Below are 12,842 nucleotides of genomic sequence, written 5' to 3'. Positions count from 1 at the left end.
GTGTCGCGTACTCGTAGCGGTCGGTAACCGGTGGGGCCGAGCTGGGCGAGTTCGGCGTCGATGTCGACCTCGATCGCGCCGAAGAAGATGTTCTCGCTGTGCGCCGGGCTGATGTGGGCCGAGACCTCGTCGTCCAGGCGGCGGCCCAGCGTGGCCAGGAACAGCGTTGGTGAATCGTGCTCCATCGCCCGCGCCAACAGGAACTCGTCGAGCTCCTTCAGCTCCATCGCCCCAGCTGGCCGCCACCCCACATGCTGGGCGACCAACCGCAGACGCTCGGTGCGCGTCTGCGCTCGCCTACCGTACGAACGGATCAGGGACGCATCGACTTTCAGCTGCTCGGCCAGACGCGCCACCGCGACCGGCGGCCACCTTGTCCGGCACGAACCCCAGCCACGGAAACGTGCACAACGCCACCGACAGACCCAGTCGCTCCGCAGGGCCGCGCCCCCGCCCAGGGGTGGCGCCGAGGCGGTGTGGAGTCGCGCGAACAGGTGCAGGACGGTTTTCGGGTCGCCGTAAGTCACCAATTACGTAACGGGGTGCCACATAACTATTCTAGGGCGCTCGGCGGTCTGAACAGTCCATATCTGCAGGGTGGTCAGCCTCTGCAACCCGTCACTGCCAGATTCTGGTCCGCAGAAACGTAGCGTGATTACATGGAACTATGAGCGAAGGAGCGGGGCCGCGGATCGGGCGTCCACGGGACGAATCGAAGGATCAGGCCGTGCTGGTGGCGGCTCGTCGCCTGCTGGCCGAGGTCGGTTACCAACAGACGACGATCGCGGCGATCTCACGGCAGTCGGGTGTGAATACGCCGGCGATCTACCGCCGCTGGCCGACTCGGGAGGCGTTGATCGAGGAGGCCGTGCACGGCCCCGGCGGGCATCCGCTGCCGATGGAGACCGGTGACCTGCGCGAGGATCTGAAGACCTGGGTCCAGACCTTCCTGGCCCGCGCGGCGCGCCCCGCTGCGCGCGCGGGCTTTCCGGGGCTGTTGGCCGACACCCAGACCGAACAGGCACGGGCTCGATTGACCGCCCTGGGTGCGCCTGTGCGACAAGCATTTTCGGACTTGATCGACCATGCCGTGCAGCGCGGCGAAATCAGCGCCGATGTCGACACCGAATTCCTGTTCGATCTCCTGGCCGATTCCACGTCCATGCGCGGGCTGCGACGCGGGCTCGACGATGCCGACGCCTACGTCGAAACCCTCGCCGGCGCACTCTATGTGGTCGCGGCACGACACAGCGAGGTCGCCGGCGCGAATACGGCACGCAGGTGAGGGGTGCGGTCACGGCCGGTGCGCGGTGAGCTCCTCGGACAACTCCCACAGCGCGCCGGCGGTGTCGAGATCGGTGGCATGGGCACTGGCTTGCGCCGGCGCGCAGTCGGCGAGGTAAGCGCCGTTGAGTTCGGACAGTCGAGCGTCGGTCGCCGCCCAGACCGTGGTTGCCGCCGCGGCGGGCACCGATTTGAGGGTGCGCAGCAGGCCGGGGTCGCGGCTCGACAGCCGGCGCATCTCGGTGAAGTCCGTGCGGGACATGTGCCGGGCCAGGTTGGTGGCGCACACTCCTGGATGCACGGCGAAGGCGTGCACGTCCCCGGTCCGCCGCGCGGCCAGTGCGACGGTCATCAGGATGTTGGCCGATTTGGACTGACCGTAGGAGGCGAATTTGTCGTAGCTGCGTCGATGGAAGTTCGGGTCACCCAGGTCGGCCGGGTACCGGTGGTGGGCGTCGGAGGAGACCGTGACGATACGGCTGGGGTGACCCGTGTGCTGGGCACCGGCCGACAGTGCAGCGCGCAGGCCGGTCGTCAGGACGAAGTGGCCGAGATGGTTGATCCCGAACTGCAGCTCGAACCCGTCGGTGGTGTGCCCGAACGGCGTGTACATCACCGCCGCGTTGTTGATCAGGAAGTTCAGCCGCTGCCGACGGGCAGTGAACAGATGCACAGCCGCCCGCACGCTGCCGAGGTCGGCCAGATCGAGGTGGACCGCGTCCAGCACAGCGTGCGGATGCCGGTCACGGATCCGTTCACACAGCACGGTGGCGGCTGCGATGTCCCGCACCGCCAGGATCACCTCGGCGCCGGCCGCGGCCAGTGACCGCGCGGTCTCGGCACCGAGCCCGCTGGTGGCGCCGGTCACCAGTGCGACGTGGCCGGTGAGGTCGGCGTCGGCGAGGACCTCGTCGGTCACCGTCGTCGCACCGAATCTGCTGGTGTTTCCCATTGCCGGAGGGCCTCTTCTCTTACTCGGCGTGGTCGTGGGTCACAGGTTCCGCCGGGGCCCATCGGGGGGCGCGGCGCTCGAGGTGGGCGCGCACCCCCTCGCGGGCATCCGGGGTTCCCATCAGCTGCCGGTGGACCGCGGTCTCGCGGGCGGCCACCACTTCGGGGGTGTCGGAGGTGCGGGCGGCGTCCCACAACAGCCGCTTGCTCAACGCCGCCGACCGGGGCGCCACGTTGGTCGCGATGTCGGAAGCGATGTCCATCGCTGTCGCCAGCACCTGGTCCGCGGGTGCACATCGAGACGCCAGTCCCAGGCTGACGGCCTCGGTGCCGTCGAACGTCCGACCGGTCAGCAGGAGATCGGCCGCAACGGCGATCCCGCCGATCCGAGGCAGGGTCCAGTGCGCCATCATGTCCGGGATCACCCCGCGGCGTACCTGGGGGATCGCGTATTTCCCCTCCGCCGCCATCACACGGATGTCGGCCTGCAGAGCGAGGGTGAGCCCGATGCCGATGGCGTGCCCGTTCACCGCAGCGATCACCGGTGTGCGGAGATCGAATGCCGGCGGTGTGATCGGTGAGGCGGAGAAGCCCGGATCCTCGGGTGCGGCGAAGGTTTGCGCGCCCGCCGACAGGTCGGCCCCGGCGCAGAACGCGGGCGGTGTGCCGGTCAGCACGATCACCCGCACCGTCCGATCCTCGTCCAACCGGCGGTAGGCCCGGCCCAGTGCCCGCCCCATCGGCCCGTCGAAAGCGTTGCGCTTGGCGGGACGATCGAGCGTCACCAGCCCGACACCGTCGACGATCTCGACCCGCACCCCGCTCATGCGGCGCTGTCCTTGACCGCGCGGGCCAGATCCGCGATGTGCTGACCGCTGGGGGAGTAGCCCGGGAAATAGCAGCACACCCGATCGGCGTGCGCGGAGAACCGCGACCGGATCTCGATCGCGCACTGCTCGGGTGTCCCGGCCACGGCGTAGGTGTCGAGCATCGCGTCGTCGACGAGATCGGCCATCGCGTCGAACTCGCCGCGCCTGGCCAGCTGATGCAGTCGCGGCTGCAGCCCGCCCCACCCCTCGACCTCGAGCACCGACCGATAGGCCGGGGTCGAGCCATAGAACGCGAGAAGTCGTCTCACACCGTGACGCGCCGCGTCGAGCTGCTCCGGTGTGCGGCCCACCGCGACGATCGCCTGCGGATAGATCGCCAGATCGGCCCGCGTGCGACCGGCTCGCGCCAGGCCCTCCTCGACCGCGGGCACGGTGACCTCCCCGAAATGGCGGCGGCTGCCGAACGGCATCACCAGCAAGCCGTCGGCCACCTCCGCGGCCGTGCGTGTCATCACCGGGCCCAACGCGCCCAGGCACACCTGCGGAGGGCCGAAACGGTTCGGTCCGGGATCGAATGTGGGCGTCATCAGCGTGTGGCGGGTGAACTCGCCCTCGAACCGCAGCGGTGTGCCGTACTGCCAGGTGTCGAGGATCGCCTTGATCGCGGCCACCGTCTCTCGCATCCGCGCCGCCGGACGCGACCACTGACCCCCGTACCGGTTTTCGATGTGGGACCGAATCTGAGACCCCAGACCGAGCCGAAACCGCCCCTTCGTGATCGACTGCATGTCGTAGGCCAGATGCGCCAGATGCAAGGGACTGCGAGGCAACGCGACCGCGATATTGGTCAAGAAGTCCAGGTCGGCGACCCGCGCCGCGAGCGCCAGCGGCAGAAAAACATCGTGGGCGCCCTCGAAGCTGAACAACCCGTCGACACCGAGAGCAGCGTTCTCGACGGCTGCCTGCTCGGAGTCCTCGGGCCGGCAATCCAACTGCACGTCGATCTTCATTCGACGATCACCTGCGCCATTTACATACCACCTAGACACGTTAATTCCACGAGATCGAGCACGGACCCTGCGGACTGCGGAACGGCGCACACGAGCCTGGCCATCAGCCTCGATGTATGCGGCACCGGAACAGAACCCTCGCCTTATTGTTACGTTACATGACATTACGTAAGTCGCGTGGGGATCTTCGGCGAGTGCCCGGAGCAGGTCCTGGTGGGTTCGGTTTGTCGGTGACCAGACCTATCGTCTGGGCGCATGACCGATATCGCTCCTCTAGCCTCCGCCGCGCGAGCGGTGTTCGGCGACCCGGGTGTGCACGCCGTCGTGCGGTCCGGGCGTACCGTGCACGCGGTCAGCCTCGGGCACTGGATCGAGGGTGAGGAAGTGCCGGAGCTGTTGTGCCACACCGGTGTTGCCGGGTGGTCGCCGACTGTGCTGGAGCCGACCCGGGCGGAAGTCACGTGCGCCCGGTGTCTGCGCAAGATCGGGGGATCGGTCGCTTCGTCGCGCCAGCTCGCGCTGTTCGGGGACGGCAGCCAGGACAGCTAGGTGAGGGTGTCGCTGAGGTGGGCCAGCAGTTCGGCGCGCTGGCGAGCGGCGGCGGTGGTGGCCGCGGTGATGGTGGCCAGGATGGCGGCGGCGGCCTGGTCGGGTGGGTGGGCGGTGATGGACTCGGCCAGTGTCAGGGCGGTCAGGGTGCCGTCGCCGGCCACCTCGGCAGTGATGGTGCCGTGCAGGCCGGAGGCGTGGCCGGTGACTCGGGCCAGGCCGTCGGCGGCGAGGGTGAGGGCTTCGAGCTGGTCGCCGACCTGAGCGATGAGGGCTTGCATGTCGGCGCTCATAGGGCACGCACCCACCTGTGCGGGGTGGTGTCGGCGGCGGGGGCGTCCAGGCGGGCGAGTTCGGCGGCGACGGTGTGGGGGTCGGGCAGCCCCAGGCGGTCCAGGAGTACGTCGGCCAGGCCGAAGGCGGCCAGGGCCTCGCGGCGGCGGGCACGGGCCAGCAGGGTGCAGCGCTGGGCCAGGCGCACGATCTCGGCGGCCAGGGCGGCGGCACCACGGCCGTATTCGGCGGCCTCGAAACGGAGTTCGATGATCTGGCCGGCGTCGGTGGCGGTCACGGTGATGGTGCGGTTGCTGCTGGTGGTGGTGAACACCGGAACGTCAGGGTCGGTCATGGCTGAGCCTTGATCTGGATCGTGAGAGTCACCGAATACTCGGCGGCGCAATGCTTTTCGATCTCGTGGTAGGTGGTGTGCGTATCGATGCGCGCGGTGCCCGCCTCGGTGGTGGTGTCGGCCCCGAGCACCGGATCGGTGGCCGCCAGCGGGCCCTGCAGGGCCGCGGCGTGCTCGGGATCGTCCCACAGGGTGGTCCGGTGGCCGGGCCGCGCGGTCGGCAGCTCGTCCCAGCTGTGATCGCGGATATCGCCGGTGACCTCGAAGTCCTCGGTCTCGGGCGGGTCGGTGTCGGGGCCGGGCGGGGGCACCGCGACCGGGGTGCCGGGCGCGGGCACGATCGGTCCGCCCGCGAAGCCGGGCAGGTCGCCGAACAAATTCATGAGATCGTGCCCGCCTGTCCGTCGCGCTGTGTGCTGATGTCGTTGTCGATCGGCAGGCCGGTGGGCACGGTGACCCCGGCCTGGTCGATGCTGGTGATCCGGGCGGTGAGGATGTCCATGCGGCCGTCGGCAGCTTCGGCCACGCTCACCCCGTCACGCACGTAGTCCGCGGCCAGGCTCACCACCGAGTCCAGATCCGCTTGCGAGCGTGCGGCTTTCACCAGCGGCGTGGCCTGCGCCCGGAAATCGGCGATGAGGGCATCCAGGTCGGCGGCGGCCTTGTCGCGAGTGGCGTAGGCCGAGGTCACCAGCGGCGCAAGGGTTTCCGCCACGTCGGCCAGGGCACCCACCTCATCGCCCGTTCGCGTCAGGACGGGCACCGCCGCCGCGGCGGTCTCGGTCGACGCCAGCGGCGTGATCCCGCCCCGGTGGGCGTCCTCGGCCGAGCGCACGGTGCCTGGCACCGCCGCCAGCGCCGCCAGGGCCGTCCCGCCGGGGCGGGTCCCGTCGCCCAGAGCCGCGCGCAGCTTCACCAGCGGTGCGACCAAGGCGGTGACCAGAGCGGGTTCGTCCACCGCGGTGAGGTCTCCGCCCTGAATGCCGGTCCGCATATCGGTTGTCCCCCTGATCCGCTGACGGGCCTACGCCTGGATCTCGTCGGTGCCGGGGACGGCGCCCGCTATCGTGGCCGCGGACTCGGTGTCCACCCCGCCGAGCACGGTCCCCCACCCGGTGACGGCCCGGCCGTAGGCGCCGGTGAGCGCCGACGCGGTCTGCAGGTGGCCGCCGTGGGTGGTCCAGGCCGTCGCCCAGGCCGCGGCGAACCCGTTGCCGAGGGTCCCCAGCCCGGACAGGTCCATACCGGCCACGGTGTGCGCGTGATCCTTCGCGGTGCCCAGCAGGGCCGCGGCATCACCGGCCGCACGCACGTACGCGGCGGCGGCCCGGTGGTCCCACGCCACGCGCCCGATATTGCTGTCCATCGAATGTCCCTGCCTGTCGGTGGTGTGTCGGAAACTGTTCGGACAGTACGACATTCCAGATATAGCCCGAGTCGTCGGCGTTGTCGCCGATGACGGTAACGCCACAACTCGCCGTCCGCCACCACGAGACATCTCACAACCGCACAGCCCCCGGCGAGCGCGGCTCGCCGGGGGCTGTGCGGTGAGAGTGCTACCAGCACACCGCTATTCGGCACTGTCCTTGCGAGCCTTGCTCGGCTGCACGCGCGGCGGCTCGTTGGGCATCTTCGGATAGACCGGCGGCCAGGGCGCGTCCATCAACCCTGCGGCCATGTCCTTCTCCGACATCTCCAGCAGTGGTTCCAGGGACTGGGGGACACGATCGGCCCACGGGTCACCCAGTTCGGCGACCCGGGCCGGGACCGTCGCGATGGTCAGTTCGTCGGGGACGATCGTCGCCAGCGCCTCCCACGAAATCGGGGTGGACACCTGCGCGCCGACCTTCGGGCGGACACACCAGGCACCGAAAACCGTTTTGTGCGGGGCATTCTGGTTGAAATCCACGAACACCCGCGAACCGCGCTCTTCCTTCCACCAGGCGGCCGTGATGCGCTCGGGGTGGCGGCGCTCGAGCTCACGGGCCAGCGCGACCGCCGCGGCCCGGACCTGATAACCGTCCCACTCCGGTTGCAGCAGCGCGTACAGGTGCAGACCGCGCGAGCCGGAGGTCTTCACGCGCACATCGATACCCAGTTCGGTGCACAGCTCGCGGGTGGCGAAGGCGGCCGCCCGCAGATCGTCGAAACCGATACCGGGGGAGGGGTCCAGATCGATACGCAACTCATCGGTCACCCCGGTCGGCGGCAGGACGGTGCCGGCCGCGTCCATGACCGGGGGAAACGTGGAGGCGGCCTCGGCGCCGGCATGGGTGGGCCAGACGTGGAAACCCAGGCAGCCCAGGTTCACCGCCCACACGATGTGCGCCATATCGACTGCGACCAGCGCGTCGCTGGTGGTCCCGTTCGGCGTCGACACCACCGTGGTCTGCAACCAGTCCGGCACCGACTTCGGCACCCGCTTCTGGAACCAGGACTTCCCCGAGGCCCCATCCGGATACCGTTCCAGCAGCACCGGCCGCCCGCCGATGGTCCGCATGATCGGATCGGCAACGGCCAGATAGTAATTCACCAGGTCCAGCTTGGTCTCCCCACGCTTGGAGAAGTACACCTTGCCCGGATTGGAGACGCCGACCGTATGCCCGGCCACCTCGAGCTCCACCGAATCGCTCACCGCGCAGTCCCTTTCGCGTTCCTGGCGTCGGCGAAGATGTCGGCCAGCTCGGCGGGCGCCACCTCGTCGAGCTGGGCGTAGGTACACGATTCGGGGGTGCGGTCGGTGCGGAACCGCACCAGCCGGCCACCGTGGCGCAGCCGGCCCGCCATCACATGCTCGTAGCGCACCTCGGCCACCAGCTCCGGGCGCAGCGCCTCCCACGACAGATCCTTGCCGCCGGTCCAGCGGCTCACCCCGCCCGGCATCTTCCCGTCCGCCTTGGCCTGCGCGGCCGCATCGGCCCACGATCGCCACGGATGCTGCTCGAGTGCGTTCTCGCGCAACGGTTCCAGCTCACCCACCAGCTCCTTGCGCCGGGCCGCGGTGAAACTCGACGCCACCCCGACGTGATGCAGATTCCCCTCGTCGTCGAACAACCCCAGCAGCAGCGACCCCACCCCCTGCCCGTCCTTGTGCCAGCGGAACCCGGCCACCACGCAGTCGGCGGTCCGCTCGTGCTTGATCTTGAGCATCACCCGCTTGTCCTGCAGGTACGGCAGATCCGCCGCCTTGGCCATCACCCCGTCGAACCCCGCGCCCTCGAACCGGGTGAACCAGTCCGCCGCCACCTGCGGGTCCTCGGTCATCGGTGTCAGATGTGTGCCCGGCGCCTGCCCGTCGAGCACGGTTTCCAGCATCCGCCGCCGCTCGGCGAAGGGCCGATCGGTCAGATCCTGCTCTCCTAGCGCCAGAAGGTCGAAGCCGACGAAGCTGGCCGGTGTCTCCACCGCCAGCTTCTTCACCCGCGAGGCGGCCGGATGCAGCCGGTTCTGCAGCGTGTCGAAATCCAGGCCGTTCTCGGTGACGACCACGATCTCCCCGTCCACCACGCACTGGTCCGGCAGCGCCCGACCCAGTAGTTCCACCAGTTCGGGGAAGTACCGGGTCAGGGGCCGGTCGTTGCGGGAACCCAGTTCGATCTCGTCGCCGTCGCGGAAGACGATGCAGCGGAAGCCGTCCCATTTCGGTTCGAACAGCAACCCCGGGTCACGGGGCAGCTCCGAGACCGATTTGGCCAGCATCGGTTTGACCGGTGGCATCACGGGTAGTTGCACACGACCTCCTCGGTTCGCGATGGACCCGAGACCGATCGTAATGCGAACCGGTCAGTTCTCGATCCACCCGTGCTGATCGGCGAAGGCGGTGAGCCGGTCGCGGATGGTGATGATCTCCGCCGCGGTCAGCTGCGGCGAGGCATCCAGCAGCAACTCGGTGATCAGCCGGCGATGCTCGGCCGCAGTCAACTGCCCCGACCCGCGATGATCCTTGCCCTTGGCATGCCGCACCGGAGCCGACTGCCCCGGCACCACCGCCAGGTTGATCGCCTTGGGACCCCGATCACCCTCGGTCACATCGAATTCGAACACCCGCCCCTGGCGCAACTCGTCCTCGTCCAGCCCGATGTCGTTGACGTGCACGAACACATCCGGACCACCGTCTTCTGGACGGATGAATCCGAAACCCCGAGAACTGTCGAACGACACCAATTTCCCGATGGACACCTAAACACCCGCTCCTCGTCGCCGCGTCCCTCTGGCGGTCACTCTAGTCCGCGGGCTGATCATTGTTGGAGGAAAGTGCCTTTTGCAACGAATTGAAGACCGTCAGTCCCTGGCCCACCATGCCGTTCACGATCTCCGAGACCCCATCGGGACCGTTGAGCACGGTCAGATTCGCCTTCGACAGGCCCACCGACGCCTGCTTGACGATCTCGGGCAACTGCTCGATCAGCAGCTGATCCAGCGCGATCCGGTTGTTCGACGCCGCCGCCTCGGCCTGGATGCGCGTGCGATCGGCCTCGGCCTCGGCCAGGATCCGCACCCGATCCGCCTCTGCCCGAGCCGGTTTCACCACCTCGGCCTGCAACTGCTGCTCACGCAGCTCGGCCTGCTTGCGCGCCTGCTCGGCCTGCGCGGACAGCACCTCCTGCATGGCGGTGGCCTGCGCGAGCGGACCCGCCTGCGCCGCTTCGGCATTGGCCTTGTCGATATCGCGCTGGTACTGCGCCTTGAGGATCGCGGTCTCGCGCTGATACTCGGCCTGCTTGCGCTGGGACTCCTGCTCGGCCTGGGCCGCCAGCTGCGCGGCCGCGGCCTGCGCGATCTGCGCGTCACGCTTGACCGCGGCATTGTGCGGGGCGGCCAGGGCCGCGATGTAGCCGAGGTTGCCGTCGTCGATGTGCTGGATCTGGAACGAGTCCACCCACAGCCCGATATTGCTCATCTCCACCTTGGAGGCCACCAGCACCTCGTCGGCCAGTTTCTGGCGTTCGCGGATGATCTCCTCCACCGTCATCGAGCCCACGATCGAGCGCAGATGCCCGGAGAAGATACGCCCGGTCAGCACGCTCATCTCGCGCTCCTGCTCGGACAGGAACCGTTGTGCCGCATTGACGATCGACTGCGTGTCGTTGGCGACCTTGAACGCGATCACCGCCCGCACATCGAGCTGGATGGCCTGCTTGGTGACGCAGCGTTCGCCGATCTCGGCCTCGAACATGGCCAGCGACAGATACCGCACCTTGCGGAACAACGGCACCACCCATGCGCCGTGCCCGATGATCACCCGAAACGGTGCGTTGTCCTTGCCGCCGCGGCCGCCGCTGACCAGCATCGCCTGGTCCGGCGCCGGAACGTGGTACCCGAGCATCGTTGTCTCCCTCTACTCGTGGAAAGAAGTTCTCGATCTATCGATCGCCCGGAAGGGGAATCCACGCAACAACATCGACGATGCGCCCCGGATGCACGGCCACGACGAGCACGGTCGCGCCGGCCGCCAACGGCTCCTCGGCGCGGGCGATGTAGAGCTCGGTTCCCCCTCGAATAGCGACCTGCACCTCACCGAGGAGTCCCTTGCCTCGGATCGGCGAGGTCAGCGTACCGGTCAGGCCCACTACCGGGTCGGTCATCGCGAATGAACTCCTCGACTGGATCGCTCGAGAACGCCAGCGTACGCGCGCCGAGTGGCCCGACCGGGGCGCCCGGGAAGTCGCCGGATATTTGCTACCGCTCGGTATGATCGGTTGATCCGGCTCCTGGCGACCATCGCGCTGCAGAGAGGACCTCTCGTGAGCACCGATCGCATTCCCGTCGATCCCACCGATTCCGAGGGCAGAAGCGATGTGCGCGAACCGGATCCGGCTGACCCTTCCGAGTTCGAGATGCGGGCCGAGGCCGCCGCCGACGCGGCCGCGGAGAACTTCTACGACAATGACGATGGCCGGCCGCCGCCGCCGGAATGAGACGCGATGACGATGCCGCCCGGATGCCGCCGAAACGCCGATATCAATATGTGCTGGTTTCGTAACCGACCGGCTGGCAGGCTGAACCGGTGACCACCCCTCCGGATACCGTGGCGGCCGATTCCGCCGACGACAAACTGGACATCGGCGTCTTCAAAATCGCCGGTGTCGTGGTGCTCGGCGCCATCATGTCGATCCTCGACGTGACCGTCGTGACCGTAGCGATCCCCACCTTCCAGCACGACTTCGACACCACCTACGCCATCGCCGCCTGGTCGATGACCGGCTACACCCTCGCCCTGGCGACCGTCATCCCGCTCACCGGCTGGGCCGCCGACCGCTTCGGTACCAAACGCCTCTACATGATGGCGCTGGTGTTCTTCGTGCTCGGCTCGGTGCTGTGCTCGACGGCCTGGAACATCGAGTCCCTCATCGCCTTCCGCGTCATCCAGGGCCTGGGCGGCGGCATGCTCATGCCGCTGGGCATGACGATCATGACCCACGCCGCCGGCCCGCAGCGCATCGGCCGCGTCATGGCCGTGCTGGGCGTGCCGATGCTGCTGGGCCCGATCGGCGGCCCGATCCTGGGCGGCTGGCTGATCGAATCCTTCAGCTGGCACTGGATCTTCCTGATCAACCTGCCCATCGGCATCATCGCGCTGATCCTGGCGTTCGTCGTCTTCCCGCGCGACAACCCCGAACCCTCGCAGAGCTTCGACTTCCTGGGCATGCTGCTGGCCTCGCCCGGTCTGGCCGCCTTCCTCTACGGCGTGTCCTCGATTCCCGGTGAGGGCACCGTCGAATCGGCCAAGGTGCTCATCCCCGCGATCATCGGCCTGGCGCTGCTGATCGGCTTCGTCTTCCACGCCCTGCGCACCGAGCACCCGCTGATCGAACTGCGGCTGTTCGAGAACAAGTCGCTGCGCTACGCGGTGATGACCATGACCCTGTTCGCCATGGCGTTCTTCGGCTCCGGTCTGCTGCTGCCGTCGTATCTGCAGCAGGTGCGCGGGGAATCGACGCTGGCCGCCGGTCTGCTCATCGCCCCGCAGGGCCTGGGCGCCATGCTCACCATGCCGATCGCGGGCCGGCTGGTCGACAAGATCGGGCCCGGCAAGATCGTGCTCACCGGTATCACCGTCATGGCGCTGTCCATGGCGTTCCTGACCCAGGTCAAGGCCGACACCCCCTATGCGCTGCTGTGCGGGGTGCTGTTCGTGATGGGTCTGGGCATGGGCTGCACCATGATGCCGACCATGACCGCTGCCATCCAGACGCTGACCCACAGCGAGGTCGCGCGCGGGTCGACGCTGATGAACATCGTCAACCAGACCGCCGGATCCATCGGCACCGCAACCATTTCCATGGTGCTGACCAGCCTGCTCAACCGGGGCGACACCCTGGGCGGCAAGGGCGTGCAGCTGCCCCCGGGCGCCCCCGACCCGTCGCTGGCCAACGCGGCCATCGGGTCGCGCTACAACGGCCAGCTCGCGCAGCTGCCGCACACCCTGCTCGGCGAGGGCTTCGACCTCGCCGCGCGCGCCTTCGCCCACACCTTCGTGGTGGCGCTGTGCCTGCTGGTCGCCACCTTGATCCCGGCGTTCTTCCTGCCCCGCGCCAAAGCGGCCGCACCCGCCGAGGCCGACGTGCCCGCCGTGGTGCACTGACCCGA

The 12,842-nt window shown here is 68.5% G+C and carries 17 protein-coding genes and 1 pseudogene; 4 read left to right on the top strand and 14 right to left on the bottom strand.

The annotated features are described in order from the left end of the window. Nucleotides 1–206 precede the first annotated feature (206 nt). Nucleotides 207–527 (bottom strand): annotated as a pseudogene (locus ACWEKS_RS16465) (DUF4158 domain-containing protein); the annotation flags it as partial. 140 nt (nt 528–667) lie between these two features. Between ACWEKS_RS16465 and ACWEKS_RS16460 the strand changes: the two are divergent. Then, nucleotides 668–1,285 (top strand): TetR/AcrR family transcriptional regulator, encoded by a 618-nt coding sequence (locus ACWEKS_RS16460; RefSeq protein WP_452340868.1) that lies wholly within the window; start codon nt 668–670, stop codon nt 1,283–1,285. Nucleotides 1,286–1,294: 9 nt separating this feature from the next. On the opposite strand, the gene ACWEKS_RS16455 is transcribed toward ACWEKS_RS16460, so the two are convergent. The 3 genes from ACWEKS_RS16455 to ACWEKS_RS16445 are packed head-to-tail and all read right to left on the bottom strand — an operon-like array spanning nt 1,295 to nt 4,075. Further along, nucleotides 1,295–2,236 carry an SDR family NAD(P)-dependent oxidoreductase gene (locus ACWEKS_RS16455; RefSeq protein WP_452340867.1) on the bottom strand — a complete coding sequence of 314 codons (942 nt, stop codon included), beginning with the start codon at nt 2,234–2,236 and terminating at the stop codon, nt 1,295–1,297. A 19-nt stretch (nt 2,237–2,255) separates the two neighbouring features. Continuing rightward, on the bottom strand, nt 2,256–3,062 hold the full coding sequence (locus tag ACWEKS_RS16450) for an enoyl-CoA hydratase/isomerase family protein (RefSeq protein ID WP_452340866.1): 807 nt from the start codon (nt 3,060–3,062) through the stop codon (nt 2,256–2,258). Further along, nucleotides 3,059–4,075: a TIGR03617 family F420-dependent LLM class oxidoreductase gene (locus ACWEKS_RS16445; RefSeq protein WP_452340865.1), complete on the bottom strand. Its 1,017-nt coding sequence runs from the start codon at nt 4,073–4,075 to the stop codon at nt 3,059–3,061. The genes ACWEKS_RS16450 and ACWEKS_RS16445 overlap by 4 nt, the downstream gene beginning before the upstream one ends. Nucleotides 4,076–4,330: 255 nt before the next feature. Here ACWEKS_RS16445 and ACWEKS_RS16440 point away from each other — a divergent pair, with 255 nt between their 5' ends. Continuing rightward, complete coding sequence (locus tag ACWEKS_RS16440; protein WP_452340864.1) at nt 4,331–4,624, top strand: hypothetical protein; 294 nt, start codon at nt 4,331–4,333, stop codon at nt 4,622–4,624. Here ACWEKS_RS16440 and ACWEKS_RS16435 read toward each other — a convergent pair. From ACWEKS_RS16435 to ACWEKS_RS16390, 10 genes are all read right to left on the bottom strand, one after another. Then, nucleotides 4,621–4,917 carry a YbaB/EbfC family nucleoid-associated protein gene (locus ACWEKS_RS16435; RefSeq protein ID WP_452340863.1) on the bottom strand — a complete coding sequence of 99 codons (297 nt, stop codon included), beginning with the start codon at nt 4,915–4,917 and terminating at the stop codon, nt 4,621–4,623. The two genes, ACWEKS_RS16440 and ACWEKS_RS16435, sit on opposite strands and share 4 nt — an antisense overlap. After that, nucleotides 4,914–5,252 carry a hypothetical protein gene (locus ACWEKS_RS16430; protein ID WP_452340862.1) on the bottom strand — a complete coding sequence of 113 codons (339 nt, stop codon included), beginning with the start codon at nt 5,250–5,252 and terminating at the stop codon, nt 4,914–4,916. Before ACWEKS_RS16430 ends, ACWEKS_RS16435 begins: the two co-directional genes overlap by 4 nt. Beyond that, nucleotides 5,249–5,635, bottom strand: a complete 387-nt coding sequence (locus tag ACWEKS_RS16425) for a hypothetical protein (protein ID WP_452340861.1) — start codon at nt 5,633–5,635, stop codon at nt 5,249–5,251. Before ACWEKS_RS16425 ends, ACWEKS_RS16430 begins: the two co-directional genes overlap by 4 nt. Next, nucleotides 5,632–6,246, bottom strand: coding sequence for a hypothetical protein (locus ACWEKS_RS16420; RefSeq protein WP_452340860.1), 615 nt, complete (start codon nt 6,244–6,246; stop codon nt 5,632–5,634). Before ACWEKS_RS16420 ends, ACWEKS_RS16425 begins: the two co-directional genes overlap by 4 nt. 30 nt (nt 6,247–6,276) lie before the next feature. Then, nucleotides 6,277–6,618, bottom strand: coding sequence for a hypothetical protein (locus tag ACWEKS_RS16415; RefSeq protein ID WP_452340859.1), 342 nt, complete (start codon nt 6,616–6,618; stop codon nt 6,277–6,279). 204 nt (nt 6,619–6,822) lie between these two features. Further along, entirely contained in the window at nt 6,823–7,887 is a 1,065-nt protein-coding gene (locus ACWEKS_RS16410; RefSeq protein ID WP_452340858.1) for a DNA polymerase domain-containing protein, read from the bottom strand. Further along, entirely contained in the window at nt 7,884–8,984 is a 1,101-nt protein-coding gene (locus ACWEKS_RS16405; RefSeq protein WP_452340857.1) for an ATP-dependent DNA ligase, read from the bottom strand. The genes ACWEKS_RS16410 and ACWEKS_RS16405 overlap by 4 nt, the downstream gene beginning before the upstream one ends. A 51-nt stretch (nt 8,985–9,035) precedes the next feature. Then, a complete protein-coding gene (locus ACWEKS_RS16400) occupies nt 9,036–9,431 on the bottom strand; it encodes a cold-shock protein (protein WP_452340856.1) in 396 nt (131 codons plus the stop codon). Between the two features lie 43 nt (nt 9,432–9,474). Further along, nucleotides 9,475–10,578 (bottom strand): SPFH domain-containing protein, encoded by a 1,104-nt coding sequence (locus ACWEKS_RS16395; protein ID WP_364611279.1) that lies wholly within the window; start codon nt 10,576–10,578, stop codon nt 9,475–9,477. A 37-nt stretch (nt 10,579–10,615) separates the two neighbouring features. Further along, the gene (locus ACWEKS_RS16390) at nt 10,616–10,837 is read right to left on the bottom strand and encodes a hypothetical protein (RefSeq protein ID WP_354833062.1); all 222 of its coding nucleotides are present in this window, start codon (nt 10,835–10,837) and stop codon (nt 10,616–10,618) included. Nucleotides 10,838–10,996: 159 nt separating this feature from the next. Between ACWEKS_RS16390 and ACWEKS_RS16385 the strand changes: the two genes are divergently transcribed. Continuing rightward, complete coding sequence (locus ACWEKS_RS16385; RefSeq protein ID WP_452340855.1) at nt 10,997–11,170, top strand: hypothetical protein; 174 nt, start codon at nt 10,997–10,999, stop codon at nt 11,168–11,170. 89 nt (nt 11,171–11,259) lie between these two features. Next, nucleotides 11,260–12,837, top strand: a complete 1,578-nt coding sequence (locus ACWEKS_RS16380; RefSeq protein ID WP_452340854.1) for a DHA2 family efflux MFS transporter permease subunit — start codon at nt 11,260–11,262, stop codon at nt 12,835–12,837. The last annotated feature ends 5 nt before the right edge of the window (nt 12,838–12,842 follow it).

It is taken from the genome of Nocardia sp. NPDC004711 (assembly GCF_053601595.1).
This window is presented reverse-complemented; position numbering and strand designations above follow the sequence as displayed.

Coding starts and splice junctions, on each gene's coding strand:
- ACWEKS_RS16460 (WP_452340868.1), top strand. CDS start 668: ATGAGCGAAGGAGCGGGGCCGCGGATCGGGCGTCCACGGGACGAATCG.
- ACWEKS_RS16455 (WP_452340867.1), bottom strand. CDS start 2,236: ATGGGAAACACCAGCAGATTCGGTGCGACGACGGTGACCGACGAGGTC.
- ACWEKS_RS16450 (WP_452340866.1), bottom strand. CDS start 3,062: ATGAGCGGGGTGCGGGTCGAGATCGTCGACGGTGTCGGGCTGGTGACG.
- ACWEKS_RS16445 (WP_452340865.1), bottom strand. CDS start 4,075: ATGAAGATCGACGTGCAGTTGGATTGCCGGCCCGAGGACTCCGAGCAG.
- ACWEKS_RS16440 (WP_452340864.1), top strand. CDS start 4,331: ATGACCGATATCGCTCCTCTAGCCTCCGCCGCGCGAGCGGTGTTCGGC.
- ACWEKS_RS16435 (WP_452340863.1), bottom strand. CDS start 4,917: ATGAGCGCCGACATGCAAGCCCTCATCGCTCAGGTCGGCGACCAGCTC.
- ACWEKS_RS16430 (WP_452340862.1), bottom strand. CDS start 5,252: ATGACCGACCCTGACGTTCCGGTGTTCACCACCACCAGCAGCAACCGC.
- ACWEKS_RS16425 (WP_452340861.1), bottom strand. CDS start 5,635: ATGAATTTGTTCGGCGACCTGCCCGGCTTCGCGGGCGGACCGATCGTG.
- ACWEKS_RS16420 (WP_452340860.1), bottom strand. CDS start 6,246: ATGCGGACCGGCATTCAGGGCGGAGACCTCACCGCGGTGGACGAACCC.
- ACWEKS_RS16415 (WP_452340859.1), bottom strand. CDS start 6,618: ATGGACAGCAATATCGGGCGCGTGGCGTGGGACCACCGGGCCGCCGCC.
- ACWEKS_RS16395 (WP_364611279.1), bottom strand. CDS start 10,578: ATGCTCGGGTACCACGTTCCGGCGCCGGACCAGGCGATGCTGGTCAGC.
- ACWEKS_RS16390 (WP_354833062.1), bottom strand. CDS start 10,837: ATGACCGACCCGGTAGTGGGCCTGACCGGTACGCTGACCTCGCCGATC.